This window comes from Metabacillus sp. GQ13 (assembly GCF_059758525.1).
On sequence record NZ_JCAXET010000001.1, the window covers coordinates 38,269 to 63,137 of the forward strand.

At 34.1% G+C, this 24,869-nt stretch carries 26 protein-coding genes and 2 pseudogenes; 1 reads left to right on the forward strand and 27 read right to left on the reverse strand.

Annotation, left to right across the window (positions count from 1 at the left end):
• Nucleotides 1–49: 49 nt before the first annotated feature.
• The 3 genes and pseudogenes from AC6CHR_RS00235 to AC6CHR_RS00245 form a co-directional block, all read right to left on the reverse strand.
• Nucleotides 50–313 (reverse strand): annotated as a pseudogene (locus AC6CHR_RS00235) (alpha/beta hydrolase); the annotation flags it as partial.
• Between the two features lie 305 nt (nucleotides 314–618).
• Nucleotides 619–810 (reverse strand): hypothetical protein, encoded by a 192-nt coding sequence (locus AC6CHR_RS00240; RefSeq protein ID WP_498246436.1) that lies wholly within the window; start codon nucleotides 808–810, stop codon nucleotides 619–621.
• A 394-nt stretch (nucleotides 811–1,204) separates the two neighbouring features.
• Entirely contained in the window at nucleotides 1,205–2,116 is a 912-nt protein-coding gene (locus AC6CHR_RS00245) for an AraC family transcriptional regulator (RefSeq protein WP_498246437.1), read from the reverse strand.
• A 306-nt stretch (nucleotides 2,117–2,422) separates the two neighbouring features.
• Between AC6CHR_RS00245 and AC6CHR_RS00250 the strand changes: the two genes are divergently transcribed.
• Nucleotides 2,423–3,160, forward strand: coding sequence for an SDR family oxidoreductase (locus AC6CHR_RS00250; protein ID WP_498246438.1), 738 nt, complete (start codon nucleotides 2,423–2,425; stop codon nucleotides 3,158–3,160).
• A 161-nt stretch (nucleotides 3,161–3,321) separates the two neighbouring features.
• On the opposite strand, the gene AC6CHR_RS00255 is transcribed toward AC6CHR_RS00250, so the two are convergent.
• From AC6CHR_RS00255 to AC6CHR_RS00370, 24 genes and pseudogenes are all read right to left on the reverse strand, one after another.
• Nucleotides 3,322–3,660 carry a hypothetical protein gene (locus AC6CHR_RS00255; RefSeq protein WP_498246439.1) on the reverse strand — a complete coding sequence of 113 codons (339 nt, stop codon included), beginning with the start codon at nucleotides 3,658–3,660 and terminating at the stop codon, nucleotides 3,322–3,324.
• 82 nt (nucleotides 3,661–3,742) lie between these two features.
• A complete protein-coding gene (locus tag AC6CHR_RS00260; RefSeq protein WP_498246440.1) occupies nucleotides 3,743–4,213 on the reverse strand; it encodes a hypothetical protein in 471 nt (156 codons plus the stop codon).
• Between the two features lie 227 nt (nucleotides 4,214–4,440).
• Entirely contained in the window at nucleotides 4,441–4,632 is a 192-nt protein-coding gene (locus AC6CHR_RS00265) for a hypothetical protein (protein ID WP_498246441.1), read from the reverse strand.
• A 26-nt stretch (nucleotides 4,633–4,658) separates the two neighbouring features.
• Nucleotides 4,659–5,444: an arylamine N-acetyltransferase family protein gene (locus AC6CHR_RS00270; protein WP_498246442.1), complete on the reverse strand. Its 786-nt coding sequence runs from the start codon at nucleotides 5,442–5,444 to the stop codon at nucleotides 4,659–4,661.
• Nucleotides 5,445–5,568: 124 nt separating this feature from the next.
• On the reverse strand, nucleotides 5,569–6,312 hold the full coding sequence (locus AC6CHR_RS00275) for a class I SAM-dependent methyltransferase (RefSeq protein WP_498246443.1): 744 nt from the start codon (nucleotides 6,310–6,312) through the stop codon (nucleotides 5,569–5,571).
• A 20-nt stretch (nucleotides 6,313–6,332) separates the two neighbouring features.
• The gene (locus AC6CHR_RS00280) at nucleotides 6,333–6,752 is read right to left on the reverse strand and encodes a GNAT family N-acetyltransferase (RefSeq protein ID WP_498246444.1); all 420 of its coding nucleotides are present in this window, start codon (nucleotides 6,750–6,752) and stop codon (nucleotides 6,333–6,335) included.
• A 180-nt stretch (nucleotides 6,753–6,932) separates the two neighbouring features.
• Entirely contained in the window at nucleotides 6,933–7,241 is a 309-nt protein-coding gene (locus tag AC6CHR_RS00285; protein ID WP_498246445.1) for a cupin domain-containing protein, read from the reverse strand.
• A 40-nt stretch (nucleotides 7,242–7,281) separates the two neighbouring features.
• Complete coding sequence (locus AC6CHR_RS00290) at nucleotides 7,282–8,040, reverse strand: response regulator transcription factor (protein WP_498246446.1); 759 nt, start codon at nucleotides 8,038–8,040, stop codon at nucleotides 7,282–7,284.
• A 16-nt stretch (nucleotides 8,041–8,056) separates the two neighbouring features.
• Nucleotides 8,057–9,868: a sensor histidine kinase gene (locus AC6CHR_RS00295; protein WP_498246447.1), complete on the reverse strand. Its 1,812-nt coding sequence runs from the start codon at nucleotides 9,866–9,868 to the stop codon at nucleotides 8,057–8,059.
• 275 nt (nucleotides 9,869–10,143) lie between these two features.
• Nucleotides 10,144–11,184: a TRAP transporter substrate-binding protein gene (locus tag AC6CHR_RS00300; protein ID WP_498246448.1), complete on the reverse strand. Its 1,041-nt coding sequence runs from the start codon at nucleotides 11,182–11,184 to the stop codon at nucleotides 10,144–10,146.
• 317 nt (nucleotides 11,185–11,501) lie between these two features.
• Nucleotides 11,502–12,797, reverse strand: coding sequence for a TRAP transporter large permease (locus tag AC6CHR_RS00305; RefSeq protein ID WP_498246449.1), 1,296 nt, complete (start codon nucleotides 12,795–12,797; stop codon nucleotides 11,502–11,504).
• A gap of 1 nt (nucleotide 12,798) precedes the next feature.
• Entirely contained in the window at nucleotides 12,799–13,296 is a 498-nt protein-coding gene (locus AC6CHR_RS00310; protein ID WP_498246450.1) for a TRAP transporter small permease, read from the reverse strand.
• Between the two features lie 297 nt (nucleotides 13,297–13,593).
• Nucleotides 13,594–14,622, reverse strand: coding sequence for a serine hydrolase domain-containing protein (locus tag AC6CHR_RS00315; protein WP_498246451.1), 1,029 nt, complete (start codon nucleotides 14,620–14,622; stop codon nucleotides 13,594–13,596).
• A gap of 35 nt (nucleotides 14,623–14,657) precedes the next feature.
• Nucleotides 14,658–15,107, reverse strand: a complete 450-nt coding sequence (locus tag AC6CHR_RS00320; protein ID WP_498246452.1) for a DUF1569 domain-containing protein — start codon at nucleotides 15,105–15,107, stop codon at nucleotides 14,658–14,660.
• 124 nt (nucleotides 15,108–15,231) lie between these two features.
• Complete coding sequence (locus tag AC6CHR_RS00325) at nucleotides 15,232–16,158, reverse strand: ABC transporter ATP-binding protein (protein WP_498246453.1); 927 nt, start codon at nucleotides 16,156–16,158, stop codon at nucleotides 15,232–15,234.
• A gap of 99 nt (nucleotides 16,159–16,257) precedes the next feature.
• Complete coding sequence (locus AC6CHR_RS00330) at nucleotides 16,258–16,968, reverse strand: ABC transporter transmembrane domain-containing protein (RefSeq protein ID WP_498246454.1); 711 nt, start codon at nucleotides 16,966–16,968, stop codon at nucleotides 16,258–16,260.
• The gene (locus AC6CHR_RS00335) at nucleotides 16,969–18,744 is read right to left on the reverse strand and encodes an ABC transporter ATP-binding protein (RefSeq protein WP_498246455.1); all 1,776 of its coding nucleotides are present in this window, start codon (nucleotides 18,742–18,744) and stop codon (nucleotides 16,969–16,971) included. It abuts the gene before it with no gap.
• 217 nt (nucleotides 18,745–18,961) lie between these two features.
• Nucleotides 18,962–19,666, reverse strand: coding sequence for a class I SAM-dependent methyltransferase (locus tag AC6CHR_RS00340; RefSeq protein ID WP_498246456.1), 705 nt, complete (start codon nucleotides 19,664–19,666; stop codon nucleotides 18,962–18,964).
• Nucleotides 19,667–20,025: 359 nt separating this feature from the next.
• Entirely contained in the window at nucleotides 20,026–20,607 is a 582-nt protein-coding gene (locus AC6CHR_RS00345) for a GNAT family N-acetyltransferase (RefSeq protein ID WP_498246457.1), read from the reverse strand.
• Nucleotides 20,608–20,828: 221 nt separating this feature from the next.
• Entirely contained in the window at nucleotides 20,829–21,701 is an 873-nt protein-coding gene (locus tag AC6CHR_RS00350) for an AraC family transcriptional regulator (RefSeq protein ID WP_498246458.1), read from the reverse strand.
• A 200-nt stretch (nucleotides 21,702–21,901) separates the two neighbouring features.
• A pseudogene (locus AC6CHR_RS00355) lies at nucleotides 21,902–22,105 on the reverse strand (NUDIX hydrolase); the annotation flags it as partial.
• A 134-nt stretch (nucleotides 22,106–22,239) separates the two neighbouring features.
• Nucleotides 22,240–22,440 carry a hypothetical protein gene (locus AC6CHR_RS00360; RefSeq protein WP_498246459.1) on the reverse strand — a complete coding sequence of 67 codons (201 nt, stop codon included), beginning with the start codon at nucleotides 22,438–22,440 and terminating at the stop codon, nucleotides 22,240–22,242.
• A 336-nt stretch (nucleotides 22,441–22,776) separates the two neighbouring features.
• Nucleotides 22,777–23,049, reverse strand: a complete 273-nt coding sequence (locus AC6CHR_RS00365) for an NUDIX hydrolase (RefSeq protein ID WP_498246460.1) — start codon at nucleotides 23,047–23,049, stop codon at nucleotides 22,777–22,779.
• Between the two features lie 302 nt (nucleotides 23,050–23,351).
• Nucleotides 23,352–24,860, reverse strand: a complete 1,509-nt coding sequence (locus AC6CHR_RS00370; RefSeq protein WP_498246461.1) for an L-lactate permease — start codon at nucleotides 24,858–24,860, stop codon at nucleotides 23,352–23,354.
• Nucleotides 24,861–24,869 lie beyond the last annotated feature (9 nt).

Here is a 24,869-nt window from a genome sequence, read left to right on the forward strand (position 1 = left end):
TAGCGTTTTCTTTTAGTTTAGGGAAAAGTCTTTTCAATTGGCTGAAATCTATTCCAGGATTGAATAAAACAAATGCATTAGGCAAACAACTTATCTTTAAATTATCTGTAGAGTGATTATACTTTTCTATTAGTGCATAACAAAGTGCTATATATCCACCAGATGAACCACCAGATACAACAATTTTATTTGGGTCAATTCCAAGTTTCTTATGGTTTTGACGGACCCAACGAATTGCAGATTTCGCATCTAGAATAGAATGAATTGGAGAGAATCCATCGTCATATGCAGTCCCATATTCTATATTCTGCACAGATAGCTACAAATCCTATCGTTGAAAAATAGTGTGCTTGGTGTTGAAATTGTGTAAATGTTAAGTTACTTTTGGTAAATCCACCACCCTGAAAGAAAACAATTACTGGTTTATCTTAAACTTTAATAGATTGGTTGAAAATAAAAACACTTACGAGCTTGTTACTCGTTTTCTTAAATGTTTTTTTGAAAATGGGAAATTCAAATATATACCTCCTGATTACATCACCGAAGCAACCTAAATTGTCTACTTTTTTCTAGAAACTCCTTAGTAAACAAGGATCATTCCCCGTTTCTTTTGTCATTTCAACGACTATAAATAATAGGATTTATAATAATTTCCAATCCCTCGATTACAAAAAAAACACTAAAACAAACAGAGGCTCCTGCTAAGTTTATTTCATCAACAATAATGCCAATGTCAAACATTAGTTGACCAGTTACCAATATAGAAATAATAAAAAGGATGGTAACAGTAACTCCGTTAACATTGAACATATCGGTGTTTCTCTTCGTAATGATCACACTTTTTTATAAAAGATGTCCGAAACGATTAATAAAGTAATAAACAAAGGTCTAAACAATGAAAAAAACTTAGATGTTTCAAAATCATCCTATGTTTATTTATACCTCCAATTTAATTAGTTAGTTATGGCAGACCCTACATAATATCGTTTGTTAATTATTTACATAACTTGTAACCTATTTATTCTTCACAATCGATTAAATTCCTCCTTTTCGGTATCAACAAAACTAGTTATATTTATCGATTAGCCCACTACACTCTGTGAGTGGACATAATTTATTGCCTGTAATAAAAAGTGTGAAATAAAAATAAGACTCTAAAAAATTGATTCAGTTTGTAAATTTGAGGAAGTTGAAAAGAGGAAATTTAAGATTCAAGAAGTTTTTTGATATCTGTTATTGGTGGTAGACCAAACATGCGCGCATACTCTCGGTTGAATTGGGATGGGCTTTCATAACCAACCTTAAAACCAGCATTTGCTGCATCTTCATCCCCTGTCAGCATGAGTCTGCGGGCCTCCTGTAATCTAAGTTGCTTTTGATATTGCAAAGGACTCATCTTCGTCACCTGCTTAAAATGATGATGCAGGGAGGATGAACTCATATTTATAATCGATGCCAACTCTTCTATCCGGAATGGTCTTGATATGTCATCTTTAATCAGCTTTATTACGTCTCCTATTCGTTGGGTATTACTTCCAGAAATCGCTATTTGCCTGACTGAATCTCCATTTTCATCACACAGGATCCGATAGAGAATTTCGCGAATAATCATCGGGGCAAGTATAGGGATATCCCCAGGATTATCTAAAAGGCTGACTAATCTTTTGATTGCATCCAGCAGCGAAACATTTATTTTGTTCACAAACAAACCGCTTGATGGTTCCGCATTTTTCTTAGATGGTTCGATTTGGTTGATAATATCAAAAATTTGAGTAGCCTGAAAATCCAAGCGCAGGCAAAGATACGGAATTTCATGGGTAGCTACGAGAATTTCACCAATTATGGGCAGATCAACTGACACAACGAGATAGTGATTGGGATCATACTGATAAGATTCCTGAGCAAGTCCTACGATTTTTGTTCCTTGTACCACGACACACAAAGCTGGTTCATGGAGCACATGGATCGGCTCTGATGGCTTGGAGGAGCGGATGAATTTCAAGGAAGGAATTGCAGTCGAATAGGTGCCATCCTCTGTAGTAAACTTTTCAATTAGCTTTGCAAGTTCTCCTTGTTGAGTATCTGTTTTTGAAGCTTGCATTTTTTCTGTGTACATATTTCTTCCCCCTTATTCATCTTATAGGATCATAATATAAAATTTTGGAGAAATAGGCAATAACTCCTCATTATTCGGCTACCGCCTAGTAGGGGCATTCCTCCATACTATGGATAACTCCTCAAAAAGGAGTGGGAAACATAGGTCAAGACTTGATTGTTCATGCTCATTCCAATAGGTGTGTGAAAAACTTGGTGACTCATCACATGAAAAATAGTGAGTAACGGAAAGCAACCTAGGGAAAGGAGAAGAAAAAAAGGGAAAGATAAGTCTAGTGAAATAAACAAAAAAGGGAGAGACGCAAACATGTCAAATATTTTTGGGAAAGTTATAGCAATCACGGGAGCAAGTAGTGGAATTGGTGAATCGACAGCACGTCTTTTGGCTAGTCAAGGTGCACACGTCGTTTTGGGAGCAAGACGTACAGAAAGATTACAGGAAATCGCCTCACAAATTCAATCAGAAGGCGGTTCGGTTTCATATTCATCTCTGGATGTAACAAATAAAGAGGAAATGGATAGATTCATCAATGATGCTAATAGTATATTTGGAAAAATTGACGTCATTGTGAATAATGCCGGAGTTATGCCTCTCTCAAAACTTGAGGCTCTTAAAGTTGAAGAATGGAATCGTATGATAGATGTGAACATCCGCGGAGTCCTCCATGGGATTGCCGCAGGACTTCCAATCATGAAGCAACAGGGTTTTGGACAGTTCATTAATATTTCTAGTATTGGCGGACATGAGGTTTCCCCAACTGCTGCCGTTTATTGTGCGACTAAATTTGCTGTCAATGCTATTTCAGAGGGGTTACGAATGGAAGTCGGGGAACATATCCGCGTAACCGTTGTTTCACCTGGGGTAACAGAATCAGAGCTTGCCGATACTATTTCGGATCAAGAAGCTCGCATGGTAATGAAAGAATACAGAAAAGTTGCACTACCCCCTGTAGCCATCGCAAAATCGATTCTATTTGCGATTGAGCAGCCACAGAATGTTGACGTGAATGAAATGATAGTCCGTCCGACCGCAAATGCAAATTAATCGATAGACACATTTAAAATTCTCCTTTTAAAAGGAGGATTTTTATTAGTCGCTGTTTTCGTAAAGATTGTTGTATTTCGTATAAAATACGTTTTAACATACTTAGCTTGGCTTCGTTAGGTACCGAAAGATTATTAAAAGCATTTAAGAAATATAGTAATTTATATTACAATTTGATCACGAGTTTTAGGAATAACTCCAAATTTAGCAATTAAAAGAACTAGTAAACATACAAAACAACTGAAGCCAGTATTGTCACTTGTAATTATAAATGACTGGTTCTTTTGCAACGTAACGAATACGTTTATTATATAGGAAATGAGAAAACCCACCAATGTAACACAGGTTAGATAATTTCCTAATAACGATCTCCTATAGTGTGGTGAATCAGTTTTATCGAATTTTTGGATCGTAAGTGTATGTTGAATCTGTTTTACTAAACCGTAAGTTAAACTGATAATAAAAAATACAACCACTACATAACCAATTTCATCTGCCATAACGTTCACCTCAAATCTCCACTAAATGAATTTAATTGTGGTTTTTGATCATTAGGGGGATAAACAAAACCAGAGAAATCATTTAACACTCCTCGGAATGTGAAGAATAAAACAGAATAATTTTGACCTTGTTTTTCAATGACGATATCTCCCCACCTTTCGATAAATGGGTATAATCTTCTGGTAAGAGTATAAGCGAAGAATTATGACTAACATTCGGTTTAAGAGTTCCTTCCTGTATCTTCGAACTGACTTCAGTTCTTTCCGATACATTTATCTTGAAGTCGATGTCTAAAACAATCTGATTGAAAGGAATGGAGAACAACATTATTATCGTAATGGCTTGTATCAAAAATGGCTTCCAAATCTTCTCCTTCATTAATCCAATGATTGACACAACAAAAACGACTAAGAAAAATCCATATACTACTAACCAGATAAACGGAATTAAGAATAGCGTTACTGTCTCAATAAGGTTCCATTGGAAAAACTGCAGAATAATGATCGCTAAACTACTTATAATTGAAAAGACAACTAACTTGTATAATTTCATTTGAGACTCCCCATAAACTATCCTTTTTTCATATGGCTCTTTTCTAAAAGTTTGTTGCTCTAATACTAATAAAAATCGGCTTTTGGATTTTTATGATCTAAATTTAAGCGATCTCCAGTGGGATATCAGAGTCATTTAACGAAAAGAGCACGAAGATAGGCTGAATACGTAAAGATTTACTTATTACGAAAAACAACAATCTTTGCGAAAACAGCCTTTCATATAAATTAATTCCTTTTAGCTTTTGAATAAGTTGGGATTAGGATAAAGCCCAACATACATATTGCAAATGTAGTCTTTCGCACGAAATCGTCGGAATCAGTAGATTTAAAGAATAGAACATTAATAATCATTACAAGTGCACCAATTAAAACAAATGCTTTTCCGATAACTTGTATTATTACAGTGTCTCTGGTCATTGATTTTTCAACCAACGCAATAATATTTAATAAGATTGAATACCAAAATGATCTTTGACGATCTTGTTAAATCTATTCTCATCGACATCCTCTTTCTCTACTTTTCCATCAGCCCATTCAGTAAATGAAGTTTCCGTTAGTGTTACGCTTCCGCTATTAGTTAGCCGTGTGACTAATGGTTTCTTATTAAAGGGTGAATCAGGATGCTCTAGAATGATTTTTTGTACGTCATTTAATTCAGATACTCTCTTGGTTACTTGCTTAGAATGAAAAGCATAACCTATTTTCCAATCCTTGTCTTTATGCATTAATTTCATATAAAAAATGAAATCACCATATTCACTGTCAGCTCTTTCTACTCGAAACTCACCGTTATTGGACGTAACAATCTCTCCATTTAACGGAACAGGTTTTAGAGGTAAGTTACCTCCAAAACCAGTATCAATTATATATTCTTTCTCATTGTGGATGATGACATTAATCACATGTGTTCTTCCAATCGTATTCCACCTGCGTTCAATTTGGTTGTACGTCACGCCACGAATAAAGTCTATATTAAAACCATTTTCAACTAAAAATAAATGGAGGATGGAATTAAGTTCATAGCAAAGTCCACCCTCATTTTTATCGATTATTTTGTTTATTAAGTTCTCTTTTGTAATTTCTGTAGTCTTATTCGAAATGATACACAAATTTTCAAACGGGATTGCTTTTGCTGTCATTTCGAGAACAGTCCCCAAATTTCCAAATGTAATTTTTTCGTTTATGGGAAAACCAATTCTGTTTCGAAATAATAAATTCAAGTCTGACATTGATCATTCCTCCGTTTTTCTATAACACTCACAATATATTTGTTCTTCTGCTATCTTGCTACGTTATCCGTCTAGCGCAAATCTTAGGTACTCACATGTAGTCTTTTACTGGGGTGATTCCTTTTTATTTTATTCCTTTTCTTGATTTAATAACAATAAAAGAGGGTTTTCTTTTTTCGTTACTCAATTTTGGCATTTGTTTTAAACCTGTTGGAATTGCTTGTGGTTCAATAATCTTTTCTAATCCTAGTCCATTGTTTATGAGTTCATTAATTAACGTTGAAATCGTTCTATGATACTTAATAACACCATCAATATACCAATGTTGTTCTCTTTTTCCTTCTTCTTGATAATTATCAATTGCCCAATGTAATCTATTGCCTTCATTATCTCTGACCCAATTGTTCATCTTTATTCGAGCTGTTACAATTGGATGTTCAGTTGAGAATATAAATTCTCCATTTTCATTTAAGAATCCACTAATTTTTTCAATTAACGCTGAGTAATCTTCTATGTAATGAACTGCTAAAGAGCTAATGATCAAGTCAAACTTCTGATTATCTAAGACCAAATCTTCTATTGGAATACAAATATAATCAATTTTTTCATGTTTGTTTTCTTTGTTAGCCTGTTCAATCATATTAGTTGAGATATCTATTCCTGTAACCTGTGAAGCTCCGGCCTCAATACAGTACTTTGCAAATTGCCCAGTCCCACAGCCCAAATCTAATATAGTCTTACCTTTGAGATCTGAGATTGCAGATTTTATTGCTGGTTGTTCAACAAAATCATTATAAGTTACTCCACTATCACGCAAAGCAGTATAAGCTTTAAAGAAAGTATGATCATCATAAATATTTTGTTTCAATTCATTCATTCCTTTCTCTGTTATTTTGATTTAAAATAAATAATCTCTGGGTCTCCTTCGTCTAAATTTTCAACAAATCCACTTTGGATAAATCCATTTGCTTTAAATACTTCTTGCATTCTTTCATTTGATTGATTGGTTGAAGAAAAAATTTTCTTAGTAGGTGAGATAGTTATAAAATAGTCAATGAGAGACGTTGCATATCCTTTTCGTCTTTCTGTTGGTTTAACTATGATCAAAGAAAGAAAGCTACATTCAAAGAAATGAGTTTCATAGATTAAAAAGCCAGCGATAGAGTTACCTTTTTTTATAAGTATGCTTCTCTCTTCTTCGATTGCCTTTCTTATGTATTCACGTCTGCTAGCATTTCCGATGACTTCTTTATCAATATTTACTAGGTCATCTAAATCATTTAATTTGGACATAATTAAGGATGTCATATTAAACCTCCTTTTTTACTTAATCTTATAAAGTTCGTCTTAATTAGAGCATTTCCTTCCTTCTTCAAAAGACCATTTTCCTTTTAATGGATAATTACTTTGTGAACAATAAAAAGAACAACCTCAAAAGTCCACTTATCTAGACTTTTGGGTTGCTCCTTTCAAAGTAACATAATCCTCCTATTTCAATAAATCTTCACGCAATGGAGTGAACGTATCAAGTAAGGCGCCTTCCTCTAAAGCAACTACACCATGCTTTTTGTTACTTGCAATATAAATCGTTTCTCCAGCTGTAAGTTGGTACTTCTCGCCATCAATCCTAAATTCAAAATCTCCTTTTAAACAATAAGTAAATTGTTCATGGGGGTGACTATGTTCATAACCTTCTGCCCCTTTATCAAAGTGTACTTCCATCATCATTATCGATTCTCCTGGCTTAAACACTTTCCTTTTCACACCTGGCTCAGCTTGTTCCCATTGTTCAATCATTTTTAAAAACTCCTTCCATTAAAATGGTTTAAAGATCCCTTTATTTAAATTCTTTACGATATTCTGAAGGTGTTTTTCCACATATCCGTTTAAACGTGTTACTAAAGTAAGCAATGTCATTGTATTCTAGACGATCTGCTATTTCTGAGATTCGTAAAGAGGTGGAAACGAGTAACTTTTTTGCCTCATCCATACGAAGCTTCATCACATATTCGATAAACTTCATTTTCATTTGTTCTTTAAATAATGAACTTAAATAACTTGAATTAAGATGTACAGCTGCAGCAGTTTCTTGAAGGGACACCTCACCTGGTATTTTTTTATGAATAAAGGCGATAACCTTTTCTATCGTTGAACATTCATCGATCGGAAGGAGTTGACTTTCCCTTTGTAGTATGTTCGCTTTTTCCTCCTGCAGTCTTTTCAAGGAAAGTTCAGCCTCAAGCTTCGTTAAGATCGCATACATATCTTCTACCATAACAGGTTTGAGAAGATAATCTTTTATACCTAATTTTACAGCCTGCTGTGCATATTTAAATTCATCATGTCCACTAACCATAATTATATCTATATTCATGTTTTGCTCGTTGATAGACTGTGCTAATTGTAAACCATTCATAATAGGCATACATATATCAGTTATGACAACATCGATATGGTACTGTTTTAGCAAGTCAAGAACTTCTAAACCATGTGATGCTTCACGGACTACTTCAAAAGGGAGTTCAGTACGTTCAATCATTTTTCTAAGTGATGCCCTCACCCATCTTTCGTCATCTGCAATAAGGATCGAATACATGTCAATCGCCTCCTCTTCAATCAGCGTTAATTGGAAGTCGTATCGAAACTTTTGTCCCTTTTCTGGTTAAACTCTCAATCCATAATCCATAGCCAGAACCAAATAAACATTCAATTCTTCTATGTACATTAACTACGCCAATTTGAGAGCCACCTTTCGTTACGTCTTTAAATTGTAAATCTTGATGGATGGATTGTAAGATTTTTTCATCTATGCCCGGTCCATTATCCCTCACTTCAAGTATAAAAGAATCACTTGTTTCTTCCGAGACTGTTATATGAATGCATGTTTGATCGAAGCTAAGTGCTACACCATGGTTTACACTATTTTCTATGATAGGTTGAAGTGAAAATTTCGGAATTTTTTGTTCTAATACCCAGCCTGGTATGTCAATTTCGAAACATAGTCGTTCCTCAAAACGGTATTTTTGAATTTGTAAGTATAGCGCACAAACTTCAAGTTCCTCTTTTATTGAAATTGTATGAGAGGATTCCTTCAAATTATATCGTAATAGTCTTGATAAAGCAGAACTCATTTCGGCAATATCGTCCATTTCATTTTCCAAAGCCATACCACGAATTGTTTCTAATGAATTGTATAAGAAATGAGGATTCATTTGAGATTGTAAGACACGTAATTCCATCTCTTTTTGGCGTAAGTCCATTTTCGTCTCATTTAATTTTGTATGATAAATCTCTTCTAATAACATCTTAAGGTGCATCACCATTCGATTAAACCCTTGTTGAAGCTTCCCTATTTCATCTTTTGATTCGACATCGATCGTTTCGTTGAATTTTCCCATTTCAACCTTCCTCATATATTGTTGGAGGCGTTTAATAGGGCGAATGATACTAGAAGCAAAAGCAATCCCGATAATATAGGCGATAATCAATGTTATAATCGTTACTAATAAAATTGCCTTTCTTATCCCTTGACTACTTTGGGTAAGTTCAATGTATGGTACCCGTGTGAGCATGGTCCAACCGAGTTTAGTAGAGTGACTATATGTCAGAAATTCTTTTTCTTTATCTTCGACTACAAGTGAGCCATGTTCCTTAGAAAAAGTAGAATTTATTTCTGCTTTCTTCCCTAACTGACTTAGCATCGGGTGGTAAACATAATGACCTTGTGAATCCAATATACTCATATAACCGGTCTGTCCCATTGTAACCATTTCTGTGATTTCACCTATACGGTTAAAGTTAACATCTGTAATAATCATTCCAATTGGTTTCAATGTCCTTGGACTTATTAATCTTTTAACAATTGAAATGACTGGTTCATCTCTCCCATGATATTTTATGAAGCGACTAATGAGCATCGATTCTCCACTCTGTGGAACATCTCTATACCAATAATCGTTTACGATGTTATCAGAAGAAAGGTATTCTTTTACTCCTGCTGTATCGATGACTTGGTGATCGTCAAGAATGACCGTGATCCCAGTAATATCACGGCGTGAATAAGCTGCATTATACAGGATTTGTTGCACTTTCTTTCTGATCCCACTATTTTTAATTTTCTCAGGATCTGTCATTGTCAAAAATTGATTCATATCAGGGTGATTTACAATTTTAAGCATGGAAATTTCAAAATCAAAAAAATAATACTCCATATTTTTTTTAACTTGTTCAATTATCTGCCAGCTATAGTCCTGTGCTTCTTCCTCCAATACCTCAGAGGATTGAACATATGCGACATACCCAACAGCAACCATTGGGATTACGACAAGATGTGCAGAATAAATAAGCATTTTTATTGTTAAAGAAAAATCCTTCAATAATAAACAGCGTAAAAGTAAATGTGCTCGCCTAGTTAATGCTTTCATGAAATTCACCTTCTTACACTCTTATACCGTTTAAAAACGAGCAACTAAAATGAAGAAAAATTTAATTTTTCTCCAAGCTCGATTTAAGACAACAAATAAGTTATACATATTTAATTATTAGAAAACAGATCTATAGGCAATTTCACTATTTTGACAGGTCCTTTCGCTTACCTTGTTACAAAAAGTGCTATGGATTATAAACGCCATAGCACTTACATCTAATTATCTGACTAGCGGGAGCGTCTTTAATGCTGGTAAAAGAAAAGCATTTTTTCTTATTTAGCTGCCTCAATTGCATCTAGCACTTCACCAAAGTCTGAACGGTATTTTTCAATGACAGGTGCGACCGCATCTTGGAAAGATTTAATATCTTTTACTTTAGTAATCGTTGAACCTGCCTCTATCACTTTTTCTTCTGATTCCTTCTCGTATTTATTCCATTCCTCTATTTGATAGTCAATTGTTTCTTGCGCAGCTTCCTGGATAATCGCTTGATCGCTAGCGTCTAATTTATCCCAAGTTGCTGTACTGACTAGTAAAACCTCTGGGACACGTTGGTGTTGATCTAAGAAAAAGTATGGTGCTACTTCAAAATGTTTTGAAGAATAGTAGCTTGGATAGTTGTTTTCTGCGCCATCAATAACTCCAGTTTGAATAGCACTATATACCTCACCATATGCCATGGGAGTCGCATTAATTCCCAGCGCGTCCATGATTTCAACGTTGACTTCATTTTGAATAACTCGTATCTTCTTACCCTTTAAGTCTTTTATACTACTTATTGGATCCTTTGTATAGAAGCTGCGAGAACCTGGATCCATATACGCTAATCCTTTCATTTTTGAATCTTCTAAACTACTTAATAATGACTGTCCATTCTCCCCATTTAGATAATTCCACATATGATCTTGACTATCAAAAATATAAGGTAAACTAAATACCCCAAAATCTTTATTAAATCCTGCTAAAATACCAGAGCTTACGCGAGTAAATTCAATTGCACCAAGCTGAACTTGCTCTACAACCGCTTTTTCTTCTCCTAATTGTGCAGAAGGGAAGACATCAATTTGAATACGGCCATCTGATTTTTCTTTTACTAAATCAGCGAATTTCTTATCACCCAATGTCGTTGGATAATCTTCAGGGTGAGATTCTGCTAAGCGAAACGTATAGCTCGGTTTTTTACTTTCAGTCTCTTTTCCGTTTGAACTTTCATTAGTTCCTGTTTTTTCTCCACCACCACTACAAGCTGATAAAACGCTTACAATTAGAAAAACGGATAATATGCTAACGATTCCTTTTAGTATCTTATTCATCTAAAATCTCCCCTTTTAATAGATGGCTGTTTATTGCTGTTATTCGTAATAATCACTGCTAAACGAACGTATTTAGCCTTTAGTCGTGCTCTTTTCATTTAATTACATTGTCATCTTCTATGAAATTTCTGGAACTTTCATAGAAAAATCTAAATTCCAATTTTTCCATATCTTGAAGCAACAAACTTTTAGAAAAGAACCTTAAAGATTGATAAGTACTATCATGCTGTAATCAGTATAAATGAAAACGTTATAATAGTGTATAGTATATATTTCGTATAAACTTTCGATATTTTTAGGTTATTTAATTCCTCTTTTTATTTAATAAGTATGTTTGGTAACCACAACACAATTTCTGGTACATAGGTAATTAAAAGTAATATTCCGATCATCACTAAGTAGAACGGCATTAACGCCTTACTTGTTTTCCAAATAGAGGTCTTTCCTATGGCACAGCCCACAAATAGGACGGTTCCAACCGGAGGTGTTAATAGTCCTATTCCAAGGTTAAGGATCATAATAATTCCGAAATGAACTGGGTCAACACCAAGACTTGTAACAACAGGGAATAAGATGGGTGTCATGATTAATATAAGTGGCGCCATATCCATAGGAGCACCTAAAATCAATAACAATATATTAATCATAAGTAAAATGATGATAGGATTATCTGAAAAACTTAAAAATAAATCTGCTATGACTCCAGGGATTTGCAGATAGGAAACAACCCAACCAAAGGCACCTGAGGCGGCAATCAGAAAGAGTACCATCGCTAGAGTACTGAATGTTTTCTTAATAATGATAACCGTATGAGATAATGGGATATCTTTATAGACAAAGAAGGTGATGATATACGCATAAACACAACCAATTGCCCCAGCCTCTGTAGCAGTAAACCAGCCGCTGAAAATCCCACCGAGAATAATAACACCCATCATAACTGAAAGTAAGCCCTCTTTAACTATTCTTGGTACATCTTTAAGTTGGATAGGTTCTCCTTTTGGATAATTACGTTTTCTTGCAATTAGATAACTAGTCGTCATTAAGGCTGACAAAAGTAGTAGACAAGGAATAATTCCCGCCATAAACAAGGAGGATACGGACACACCACCTGCTGCTACTGCATATAAAATCATGTTATGACTAGGAGGCATAATGACACCTTGAATAGCTGCTGCTGTCGTTAATCCGACCGTGAATTCGGGATTATAACCTCGTTTTTTCATTGCAGGTATAAGCACTGAACCAACTGATGAAGCATCAGCAGCTGCAGAGCCTGAAATGTTTCCAAACAACATACAAGCGACACAGGTTACTAGTCCTAATCCCCCGCGTACAGCGCCAACACATAATTGTGCAAGGTTTATAAGTCTGGTTGCTAATCCTCCCTCACCCATAATTGCTCCTGCTAAGATAAAAAAGGGTATTGCTAATAATGTGTAAGAATCTAAACTATTAATCATTTTTTGCCCAACTACAACCATGGGTACATCCAAATAGATAATCGTTAACAACGCTGAGCCTGCAATTGCTAGAGCAATAGGAAAACGTAATAATAACATGATGATAAAGCTAGCTGCTAATATAATTGTCGCAATAGTCGTCACAGCCATTCTAGTTTTCCTCCTCTAACTTCTGATGACGTCTTGTATCAATACCTAATATAGATAAAAAACTGTACACACAAGTCAAGATCCCTGTTATCGGCATAACGATATAATAGAGACTATTTGTCCATCCTGTTGCTGGTAATGTTGTATTGAGCTGCTCAAGTGTAAAGTTCCATCCACTTATCACTAAATAGGTACCAAACGCAAAGATAAAACTATTAATGACAATATCCCAAATTTTATTAAATCTCTTGCCTAAAAGGTCTGTGAAGGCATCCAAAGAGATATGAAACTTCTCCCTGAATCCAATAGCGATTCCCATAAAAGCAAACCAAACCATAAGAAGTAACGTGACTTCCTCTGACCAAAAGAACACAAAATTAAATAGCTTTCTTGTTATAACCTGAAGTGTAACAATCAAAGTCATTAATGTAAGTGCTGTTAAACAAATCCATTCAAAAATAGAATCAAGTGTTAACGCGATTTTTTTGATTGTCTTCAACCAATATCCCCTTCCTTTCTTCTTGTGCTCTCTTATATAATTGTAAGGGTTTTCATCTATTTTTTTAACGTCATATGTTTTAGGTGTTTTTGTAGATTTTTTAGGTTATTAAGATATCTTGGTCAAGCAACTGTCTTTTCTCAAAATAGAAAAAGGGTAGAAAAAAGCTAGCTTAGTGATGTTTACTAAGCTAGCCTTTTGATAAGGGTTATCAACAAAAAGGAGTCGCCGAAGCAACTCGAATGATTATCAACTAAAATCCCCTATAGTTTTAGTACATTTTTCACAATACTTTTCCTATTTAACTTTTATTATTTCATCTTCACTTGCTTTCATTAAAGCGTACGCACCTTCAGACTTGTTTGAACATATAACAACTTTAATTGAAGACTCAGGATAAAAAGCAGAATGAAAACTTACACCCGGGTCATAACCCATTACATGATATTTTTGTATGTCGTACCCCTTTTTCTTTATCCATACACCATAACCATAAAAATTATTATCATTGTCAACTTGAGCGTGGGTAGTGAGCAACTGTTTCGTGTATGCTTTGCTTAAAAGTAAATTGTTCGTTAGAGCATCCCATAGGTTACTCATATCTTTTACTGTTACAAATGCTCCACCATCTGAACCACCTTTTACTGGCAATGAATAAATATTTGTTTTCCAACTTCCATCAGGATAATCAATATACCCTTGTGCTGTATTGGGAGGGAGAGCATCAAATTCAAAATATCCCGATTCCTTCATACCAGCTCTATTTAAAATATTCTCTTGAATGTATTCAGAAAAGTTAAGCTGACTAGCTTGTTCAACAATTAAACCTAGCAATATATATCCAGCATTATTATAGTGAAACCTTTCTCCCAATTTATATTTCATATGTTGGTCTTGAAATAATGGTAAGAAATCTATTAAATTTCTTATATGATACATTGGATTTTTGACCCACAACTCTTCAAAATCATCCATTTCTTCCTCATCAAAGTAATCGGGTATTCCAGATGTATGAGTTAGTAGGTGATGAATTGTTATTTCTTTATCAAAATTCGGAAAATTTACATCAAGACATTCTTTTAACTTTGAATCGAACGAAAGCTTTCTGTCCTCCACCATCTGACAAATCGCTATTCCAGTAAAAATTTTACATCCCGATGCTATTCCAAATCGAGTTGAAGTCTTATTTATTGTTTGCTCGGAACGATTAGCATATCCATAACTTAATTCTGCTAAAACTTCCTTATCCCTGCTAACCAGTACCGTGCCTGAAAATTTGTTTTCACACTGAATAGTTGTTATATTATTTATCAAATTAGTCTTCATCAAATTACTCCAATACTATTTCTTATTTTACTTATCTAAACTCCAAACTGGTTTAAATGATGGTGAAGGTGCTTGTAAATCCCTTTTCCCCATTGATCAGAAGTAAGTTTGCCGAAAAAAGGGTGTGGGTGAGTTGTACACTTTTCTGGACCATTTTTTTGGAATGTTATGATTTTTTGTTTCAGTTTTTCCCTTTCTATTTCAAAGTCCTTTTCATCTGTAATCAAAATGGTCGGAATTGTAGACATATTGGGGGGTAACGGCTTGTCATTATAAAAAATTGGTTTCACAAACTTTCCTATTAATATCCCTAACAAACCTCTTGGTGGAAAGGAAATTCCTATTGCGATGTCCTGGAACGATGAGCAATGAGCTAACATTTGGGCAACATCCATTTCTCCCCATTGTGGATGTGAATGTGGGCTTAATTTATCGATCCGGACTAAAACTTCTTCAACATACAAAGGATTAAAAATATTTTTCATTCGTTCGAATCCCCTTTTTAATTTTTTAAAGGTCACGCTGAATGTGAATGCTATATCATCAAAACAATTTAAGATTCGATTGTAGTTATTGTTCCTCCTTTTCCACAATCAATAGAATTCTTCCTTATACATTAGCTTTAACAATGATTTGGTCTTCGGAATAGACTAAGCATTTATATACATCCCCCTTAATCAATAGTTCATTATGAGTCCCTTTTTCTACAAGACGTCCATGTTTGAGTACAAAAATACAGTCGGAGTTTTGGATTGTTGACAATCTGTGTGCTATGATGATCGTCGTTTTTCCTTTTCTATATTGATCAATGTTTTCTTGAATAACTCTCTCTGTCTGTAAATCGAGTGCTGATGTAGCTTCGTCTAGGATAAGAATTTCTGGATCTCTTATTAATGCTCTCGCAATGGCAATACGTTGCCTTTGTCCTCCAGAAAGTGTAATCCCACGTTCCCCAATTACCGTATTATAAGTGTTCGGTAAAGTTAGGATAAAATCATGAATATCAGCCTGTTGGCAAATCTGGTAGAGCCTTTCATCCGCAACTTCTTCCATTCCCATCAAAATATTATTCCTTACTGTATCAGGGTAAAGATAAGGTTCTTGAAGGACAATCACAATTCGGTTTGACCAATCTGGACGACTGACTGCAGTTAGTGGAATCCCATTAACAAGAATCCTCCCTGCTGTAGGTTCATAAAACCGAATAAGAAGTTGTGCGATAGTAGACTTCCCACCACCACTCGTTCCAACGATAGCAACCTTTTTACCGATTGGTATATCAAGATTCATATGTGAAATAATATCGTACGTTTCATCATCATATGTAAAGTGAACATCTTTAAATTGAAGTGATTTCACTTCGTCTTTTATTAATTTTTTGCCGTTCCCCCATGTTGGTGAATCCATAATAGTACGAACTCGGTCCAAACTCGCTAATTTTCCAGAAAAGCCCATCATCATATTAAATAGATTTTGAAATGTAGAAACTAGCTGGTTGCTAAATTGGTATAAGATCACAAACGTCCCAATTGACATTTGTCCTTGTAGTACAAGATATCCTCCATACGCAAGGATAAAAATGGTAACCCCCCACTTTAGAGGCTCACTACTTATGAGTTGCAAATTTATCAGTTTTCATTCTTTCATCACTGCATCAAAATACTTTTCGAAAAACTTTAAATAGATCTGCTTTTCCCAAGACATTCGGTGATAAGAAATGACTTCTCTCGTCGAAGAAATACCTTCTTCTATATGGACAACCAAATTTGACCGAGCTTCTTGGACATGTTTAGATTGCGCTTTTAATCTCTTAGAAAAAAAACGCCCTAACCAAACATAACCAATACAGCAAACAAGACTAACTATTAAAATGACCGGACTATTAAAACCCACAATACAAAATAATACAATGGCTGCGCCCAGCTGTTGCAACCCTCTAGGCACATCACTTCCAATCATCTCACCAACAATGCTAATATCATGGACCAAATATTGAACATATGAACCAGTTCGTTCCTTTTGTAAAGTTGCTTTTGGAAGTTGATGCATATGTTTCATAAAATCTTGTACTATATGTTCGGTAATCGCTGCATTTGTTTTGTGGATCATATGTGGTCCGAACGTAAATAAAAAAGAATAAACGATAAAAGCTGTAATAATAAGGAATAAGACTTGATATAAATTGTCATAATTAGCAGCTATTAGCACATCGTCAATCAATGTTTGTTGAAATCCAATTGTTGCTAAAAAGGCATAAGATTCTGAGATCATAAGAAGTGTCGCTAAAAACAACACTCCTTTAACTGGGGAGACATACTTTGCTAACCATTTACTATTTGTTTTCATTTATGTAACCTCCACCTCTTTTCCGGCAGCTAATTGATAAAATGCCCCCCGTCGGTCCATCAATTCCTCATACTTGCCGAATTCAAATACTCGGCCTTCAACAACCATTACAATGTTGTCATAGTCCCTGATTGTTGATAAACGATGAGCTACAGTAATCGTTGTCCTACCTTGCATGAGTAGCTGAAGGGCTGATTGGACTTCCTTTTCACTAATATTATCCAAAGAAGCAGTGGCTTCATCTAATAAAATAACCGGCGGATTTTTAATAAACATCCTTGCTATTGAAATCCGTTGTTTTTGACCTCCGGATAATCTTACACCACGTTCCCCGAGTAATGTATCGTAGCCTTGAGGTAATTCGTGAATAAAATCATGTGCGTAAGCGGCTTTTGCAGCATTTTCAACCTCTTGAATAGTTGCATCAGGTCTTCCAAATAAAATATTTTCCCGAACACTCGCTCCAAAAAGATAGGTTTCTTGAAATACAAAGCCGAGATTCTCTCTTAAATTTCCAAAAGAGAGGGTATTAAGTGGCTTATCATCTAAAAAAATTTTTCCCTCAGTGGGATCATAAAAACAGCCAAGCAGCTTTAAGATTGTTGACTTTCCGTTTCCACTCGCTCCGACTAAAGCTACTTTTTGTCCTGCATTTATGCGTAAATTGAACTTGTTTAGCACCCTAGGTCCATCAGGATATAGGAACGACACATCTTGGAACGAAATGTTTCCTTGTACTTCTTCTAGATGTTCGGTTTGTTTTGCTTCTTGAACAATAGGTGGAATTTGTAGGAATTGATAAAGCTTTTCAGCTTGAACCATAAGAACTTTTTGTTCGGTCATTGACGTTACAACAGATGTCAAGATATGCATTGTTTGAAAATAATATAGTAAATAGGCAACAAACGCCCCAGTGGATAATTCCCCTGCTTGTGATAGATGTACACCATAAATAATGATAGCAACTCCACCTATGTAATAGGACATTCGTCGATTGGTTCCTCTCCAATAAGCAAACCAATATGTTTTTATCATCGCTGTATTTACTTTTTTATGTTGATTCTTAACAGCGTTGAGATCCCACGCTTCTGCTGAATTGGCACGAATGTCACTGATTGAAACAATGCTTTCATAGATTTTTTGATTGAATCGCACACGGTCATCGGCCATCTCTTTTCCGTAGATTGATGCCTTTTTCTCAAGGTAAGGTCCAAATAGATAATAAAGGAAAAAACTAGGGATGAGGATCATGCTTAATTTCAAACTAATAGTTGCCATTAACGTTACCGATAACACTGAAAAAATGAGTCCATTTATCATCCAAGGAAAAAACTGGCGATATAATTTTTGCAGAGAGGCAACCTCTGTATTCATTAAAGACAAGCTTTCTCCAATAGGATGCTTTTCAAAGTAAGCAAAACCAAGTTTTCTAAGGTGTGAATAAATCGAAAATTGCATATCACGTGATGCTTGTTCTTGTATAGAGCGTTGGAGTAAATTTCGCAGAGCTGAAAATACAATCATGATCACGACTAACAAAATAACCAAACCTATTAAAGTCATAAACTGATTTGATTTCTGTTCAACATTTGAAATTGAGTCAATGAAATATTGAATGAATTTAGGAATGACAAGTTCGACTGCTGTAATCAAGAATCCACAAAAAATAAGAAGAAGCAGTTTCGATAAGTAGGGTCTTAAAAATGATAATGTCCAAAGGTAGACTGTTAGTAGGGTATACGTCTTTTTATCCTTATTAATAGTATTCCGATTCATTTTTTCCCCCTTCTATGTAACTATAAAAACCAAATGTTAATTACAAAAATATACCAGTATTATTTAATGTATACAATTGGTTTTCATAGAAATTTATTGCTTTTTTATAATTCTCCGAACAAATTATACCAATATGGTATTAAGGATTTCCAAGGAAATTGAGTAACCATTAAATTAAAAAAGTCAGGTTTTTTAGAAATAACCTGACTTTTTATAACTATTTTTTTATATTTAAGAAATGAGTTGCGGATTGAAGAAATCGAAATTTAGTCCTAGTTAATTCAATCTCTACACCCTTACAGCGCAGTGTCTCAGTTAATTTATCCAAATAGGGATACATTTCATTTTTGAATCCTACTAAAGGGTATATCCTTATAACTCCGTCTTTTTTAGTAATTCTTAGTAGTTCGTTAATTGCATTCAAGTGAAAATCATAGTCAAATTGTTCCTGATATAAAAATAAGAAGTGATTACAAATAATTAATGAAAATGTCTCATCTTCAAATGGTAACGAAGGTAAAGCTGCTGTAATATATTTTTCTTTTATATTATCCCTCTTATAACTTTCTAGAAACTGTTGGAAAGAATTTAGTCTAATTTGATAATGAGATTCTAAACTTTCATAGGAATCCCATACAAATAAATGCTCAGCATTAGCTAATTTTTTATTTGCGATTTCAATCTCATTTTCCCCATGAGTAGTCATCTCTTCTAGAGTTAGTCTATAAAGAGGATCAACAGCTATTGCATCATAACCTCTTTTACTTAACTCAGCTACAAACGAAGAAGCACCTGAAGCAACATCTAGAATTCTACCACTTTTCAATAATTGCTCATCAAGAGAAAATATTTTTTCATACTCTTTGAAGGAACGACAAGTCATAGCTACCCCTAATTGCTCATAATCTTCAGTTTTACTCACTCTTCTCAACTCTCCTTTTCTCGTCTCAACTTTTCTCTGCTCTTCTAAAGTTTTACAGATATATTATAATATGATATGGGAAAATTTACAATATGTTGTACTGCACAATTGTTGGAAGACAAATAATCGCTTTACACAACTGAATTCCGTTTAAGGTTCAACGGCTAATAGTCTTCACTTTTTTTACCTACCCAAGAAAGCTTAATAAAAATCGAATAACCCTGAATTCAGCTTATATTAGGTAAATATTAGATTTGATTCCTTTCAATTCTAGATATTGTTTCTAGTTGGTTTTTTTATTTTTTCTGTTTTTGTTTCACAAATTTTTTATTAGATAGTGATGAATATTTACTAACTTACTAGGTAAGTAAGAGTAATCTCTTTTTCACTATTTCCCAATCACTTTCGATGATACTATAAAATACCGAGTTCCGATATGTTCCATTTTTTCGAATCATATGGTTACGTAAAGTGCCTTCCTTTTGTCCTCCAATTTTTTCTATAGCTTTTTGAGACCTAATATTTAATTCATCTGTTTTAAGTTGTACTCGGATAAAATTTAGGGTTTCAAAACAATATTTTAATAACAGATACTTACATTCAGCATTTATATGAGTTCCCCAAACAGATGGTGTTAACCAGGTCCAGCCAATTTCTAACCGTTTGTTATGTTTTGATATTTCTAGAAATCGTGTACTGCCAATAACTTTGTCATTTTCTCGAAGTAACACGACAAATGGAAATTCTGTTCCTGTTTTTTTGTTGTATAATGCTTCTTCTACAATTGATTCCATATCATTAAATGTTTCTACTATGATGTCTGGATAGTGTGTCCAAATGGTTTTATCTTTCCCTATTTCATATAACTCTTGGATATGAGTTTTTTGCATTGGAACGATTCGAACAAACTCTCCTGTTAATTCCTCAATTGAAATATTCATCATACCTTTCTCCTTTAGTATAAATTCATATCAACCTAACCGCTCAAATTAAAAATTGCTTAAATTCATTTAATAAAACCTTACGATAAAATAAATGCTCAACTAAATTTCCAGTGTAATCTCCTAATCTCCCAATTCTTATTTTTTTTCAATTTTTTGAATGCCTGCATTAAATACTAGAAATGACTTTACATAGCTCTTCGGTATTGCTTACGGCAATTTTACTTTTTAAAAACGGGAATCCATATTTCACTTTTAAACGTTTGTGAGGTTAGATCTTTATTCTCATTCCATAGGATTTCTGGACCTTCTATTTGTTCGTAGTTTGATGATGGAAACCATTCGGAATAAATACGTCCCCATACATTTTGTAGTGTATCTGGAAAGGGTCCGATTGCTTCAAATACAGCCCAAGAAGAAGCAGAAACTTCAAGTTGAGAAAGGTTTTCTGGAACATCTTTAGTTGTTGCTACCCCAATATAGTGATCAAGCTCTCCCTTTTCCTCCATTCTACCTTCTGAAAAGTTCGTGGATGCACTAAGTAAGCCGATAGGTTCAATGTTAGAAAGTGTTTTAAGATGATTTATTGTTTCACCATCTAGACTTTCCCACATGGTAGCAATCTCAGGATTAACTCCATTGAAAATAATAGGTACTCTTTTCTTCAAACCAACGATACGAAATGCCTCTTTTTCTACAATACGATAGTTCATTTCAATTCCCCCTTTAATTGATAACTGGAAGGCCATTCTTGGGTAAGCTTTAAGTGAGTGTCCATTGTTCCTAGCTTCTGACGGAGTTACACCGTGTAATTTCTGAAAAGCTCGAGCAAATGAATCTGGTGAGCTATAGCCGTATATTATTGCAATGTCTATTACTTTCACGTTGCTGTCTTTAAGTTCAAATGCTGCAAGAGTAAGTCGTCTTCGGCGGACATATTCTGATAATGAAATTCCAGCAAGGAAGGAAAACATTCTTTTAAAATGATATTCGGAGCAGAAAGCCTGCCTAGCAACTTTTTTAAAGTCAATGTCGCAAGTGAGGTTGTCTTCGATATACTTTATTGCTTCATTCATGTTCTTAAGCAAATCCATTAAATGACCTCCTTGTTCAAAAGAATAACAGGAATTGAATGTAACCATCCGACATTTGGTGCACCATTATGTAGGCTTTAACCTTTTTATCAATTTAGTGTAAATGTAACGCATCTGTTAACTGATAAAAACGATCTTCTATAGTTATGAAGGACGAAAATGTCTATCCATAAAAAGTAGCATCTCAAAATCGACTTCATCTATGGAACCAATTTGTTCTTTAAAATCCCATAATTTAATTGCAGATGTTTCATTATTCTCTTGAAATGGTTGTAGTTTATCGAGCGTAGTGAAATATACAGGATTAAATTTGATGTTATCATTTGATATTTTTTCACTTTTATTAGACCCTTAAACTCCAAATCATCTACCTTTTGACCAGTTTCCTCATAAAGTTCCCTAAAGGCGCATTCCTTTGCTGTTTCGTTTTCTTCTCTTTTTCCTGCGGGTAATTCCCACTGTTTTAATTAAGAAAGAAAAACGTTGTCTATTTAAAGCAATGTACCTAATAGATGATGATTTTTTCTATTCAATATTTTTATTTATCCTTTACTTCATGAGGGACTTTATTCCTTGACTGTATTTTTTGATGTTCAATTGAATTAGATTTAATTAAACCGTTATTTATGTCATTAATAGGTGTATAGAGATTACTAGATGTAGTATTTTTCCTTCTAAACATCTTAAAAAAGCTGAAAATAACTACTGCAATTATTAGTAAAGGTACAATGTATTGCATATTTACACCACCTAAATGATATCTAAAAACGAGTAACTATATTTTACCATATGTTGATAAACTTTCAGTTATATCCCATAGTTAAGAACGAGAAAACTTCCTATCCATCAAAAAATAGTAGATTGAGTTATTAAGCACATTGCAAAATCAAAGGTTGTAAGTTTTCGATCTAGCTTTTTTTCAACTGTCTAACATATAATAGTGAACATAAGAGTAGGATTGCTATCGAAAATTCATATATGTTTTCCAAAAGGTTAATCAAAATAATCTCCTCCACTGTGATCAACAATTTTATTCCATAACTCTTTTTGCACCATTCCTTCAACGATCCTTTTTTCACAGCCCAATTATGATGTTGATGAATATGAATAAATAGCTCTCTAGATCTGTCATATACTTATACCGATCCAAATGGTCATTGTCTAATGGTTCCTGCACTTTTTCTGATAATGCCGTTAAGTAAAAATATCCATCAAAAAGTAGAGGTCCATTTTTTGTAGATTTAAAATATTTACGAGCATCGCCAATATAGAAGCCTATATATACTATATAACCTGTTTCTTCTAATATTTCTCTTTCTATACAGTCTTTGTCACTTTCAAAACACACACACGGTACGAAATAATGGCCCCTTATAGTTTGAACCAATAAAACCATGTCTTTTGTAGAAGTGAAAATCACCCCATAAACACCTTTTCTTATTTGAAAATAAAGATCAACTATCTTTTCTCCAAATATTTCATCGATTCAAATACCTTCTTGCTTCTAATCTTAAAAAACTCCATCTCATTGATTGATTGTTTTAATTTTGCATTTATTATTTCTTGCTATTTGTCCCTTCTTAAAAAATAAAAAACCAGTAATTCAACTTTAAGGAGTTAATAGGACTGACTTTTAATTTATAAATAGTACTAAAATATCGATAAACCAAGTATTGTAAAGATAATCAATACAATTGCTCCTAAAACAATTAAAGATATACTTTTTAATAAATTATTTTCCTGAGCTTGAATTCCGCATAATGATGCTCCTAACATTACTCTAGCGGGGTTGGCCATAGTTGAATGGGAAGAGCTAGCATTTTGAGCAAATGTAACTAAATCAGGAGACAATCCCACTTGACTAGCTGTTTGAATTTGTAGCTTAATAAACATGGCATTTGAGCCTGTATTACTTCCTGTAAGAAAACCTCCAATTCCACCGATTAGGGGAGAAATCAGTAGAAAACTACTTCCGAATACTATCCCTGTAGCATTTGCAAGGATTGTTGTCATTCCTGCTTCTGCCATTACTTCTGAGATACCAACAAAAGCTGCAGTTGAAATAGTGAAAGGGATCCATTGTTTAAAGGTCTTTTTTAGAGAAAGAAAAATCGTATTCTTTGAGATTTTAAAGATGAAAATAGTAAATATACAAGTAACGAACAACCAAAATCCTGGTGAATAAAGCAATGCCATAGAAAAAGAGTAAGATGGTAAGCTAATCACGACATGAGTCTCTAAAAATTGTCTGAAAGGTGTCCATAAACGAGAAATGAAGATGAATCCAGTTAAGATAATGTAAGGACTCATTACTTTAAATATACTCATTTTGCGATGTTCTTCAATTGAAACTGATATTTGTGTAGCTGTTGTTTCGGTTTTCTTTGATTTAGTTGAAGAAATCTTAATAATGACTATGCCCATTCCGGTAGTAATTAAAGCACCTAGAACACCAGCCAATTCAACACTAACAAAAGCATTGAAAAGGAGAATTGAAATTGAAAAAGTTAACGTAAATAAGGTAATCTCCTTCCATTTTGTTTTTATCGCATTAGTCCCTCCTGCTATATAAACTGCAGTAACAAGAAAATAAACAAAAACGGGAATACTTATTAAAGCAGAACCTGTTCCTATTTTCTGAAGTGAAATCCCTCCAAGTTCAGATCCTATTACTGTCCCCGTAGCTAATGCTCCCCAGGGTACGGCAAGTAAACTAACAAGCCCCAATAAAGCAGATTTCATAGGACTAAAACCCAATGCAATAAAAATTGGCGCAACCATCATAAATGCAATACCAAATCCACTTGTAGATTCTATTAGTGGGGAAAGCCCAATAACCATAATCATCACTTGTATAATATGATCGTTCGTAGTTTGTGAGATAAAAGTTGCAATTGCTTGAATCCCCCCTACACTGTTAATCAAATGGAAAAGAAATATACCAAAAAAGAGAACATACGCAGCAATAAATGAAATTAATATTCCTTTAAAAGATGAATGAAAAATATCCAATGGTGCAAGATTGAAACTAGGAAAGTAGATAGTAATCATAATCGTCACAATATAAGATAAAATCCCTGTTCGTAATGATGTTAGTTTCAAAAAAAAGAGAAAGATGAAAATACATAAAATAGGTAATAAGGCAAGTAACAATGTCAATATAAACTC

Bases quoted from the DNA above. Each gene is read 5' to 3' on its own strand.
- AC6CHR_RS00240 (WP_498246436.1), bottom strand. From the start codon at position 810: ATGTTCAATGTTAACGGAGTTACTGTTACCATCCTTTTTATTATTTCT.
- AC6CHR_RS00245 (WP_498246437.1), bottom strand. From the start codon at position 2,116: ATGTACACAGAAAAAATGCAAGCTTCAAAAACAGATACTCAACAAGGA.
- AC6CHR_RS00250 (WP_498246438.1), top strand. From the start codon at position 2,423: ATGTCAAATATTTTTGGGAAAGTTATAGCAATCACGGGAGCAAGTAGT.
- AC6CHR_RS00255 (WP_498246439.1), bottom strand. From the start codon at position 3,660: ATGGCAGATGAAATTGGTTATGTAGTGGTTGTATTTTTTATTATCAGT.
- AC6CHR_RS00260 (WP_498246440.1), bottom strand. From the start codon at position 4,213: ATGAAATTATACAAGTTAGTTGTCTTTTCAATTATAAGTAGTTTAGCG.
- AC6CHR_RS00265 (WP_498246441.1), bottom strand. From the start codon at position 4,632: ATGACCAGAGACACTGTAATAATACAAGTTATCGGAAAAGCATTTGTT.
- AC6CHR_RS00270 (WP_498246442.1), bottom strand. From the start codon at position 5,444: ATGTCAGACTTGAATTTATTATTTCGAAACAGAATTGGTTTTCCCATA.
- AC6CHR_RS00280 (WP_498246444.1), bottom strand. From the start codon at position 6,752: ATGACATCCTTAATTATGTCCAAATTAAATGATTTAGATGACCTAGTA.
- AC6CHR_RS00285 (WP_498246445.1), bottom strand. From the start codon at position 7,241: ATGATTGAACAATGGGAACAAGCTGAGCCAGGTGTGAAAAGGAAAGTG.
- AC6CHR_RS00290 (WP_498246446.1), bottom strand. From the start codon at position 8,040: ATGTATTCGATCCTTATTGCAGATGACGAAAGATGGGTGAGGGCATCA.
- AC6CHR_RS00295 (WP_498246447.1), bottom strand. From the start codon at position 9,868: ATGAAAGCATTAACTAGGCGAGCACATTTACTTTTACGCTGTTTATTA.
- AC6CHR_RS00300 (WP_498246448.1), bottom strand. From the start codon at position 11,184: ATGAATAAGATACTAAAAGGAATCGTTAGCATATTATCCGTTTTTCTA.
- AC6CHR_RS00305 (WP_498246449.1), bottom strand. From the start codon at position 12,797: ATGGCTGTGACGACTATTGCGACAATTATATTAGCAGCTAGCTTTATC.
- AC6CHR_RS00315 (WP_498246451.1), bottom strand. From the start codon at position 14,622: ATGAAGACTAATTTGATAAATAATATAACAACTATTCAGTGTGAAAAC.
- AC6CHR_RS00320 (WP_498246452.1), bottom strand. From the start codon at position 15,107: ATGAAAAATATTTTTAATCCTTTGTATGTTGAAGAAGTTTTAGTCCGG.
- AC6CHR_RS00325 (WP_498246453.1), bottom strand. From the start codon at position 16,158: ATGTCAATTGGGACGTTTGTGATCTTATACCAATTTAGCAACCAGCTA.
- AC6CHR_RS00330 (WP_498246454.1), bottom strand. From the start codon at position 16,968: ATGAAAACAAATAGTAAATGGTTAGCAAAGTATGTCTCCCCAGTTAAA.
- AC6CHR_RS00335 (WP_498246455.1), bottom strand. From the start codon at position 18,744: ATGAATCGGAATACTATTAATAAGGATAAAAAGACGTATACCCTACTA.
- AC6CHR_RS00345 (WP_498246457.1), bottom strand. From the start codon at position 20,607: ATGAATATTTCAATTGAGGAATTAACAGGAGAGTTTGTTCGAATCGTT.
- AC6CHR_RS00350 (WP_498246458.1), bottom strand. From the start codon at position 21,701: ATGGATTTGCTTAAGAACATGAATGAAGCAATAAAGTATATCGAAGAC.
- AC6CHR_RS00360 (WP_498246459.1), bottom strand. From the start codon at position 22,440: ATGCAATACATTGTACCTTTACTAATAATTGCAGTAGTTATTTTCAGC.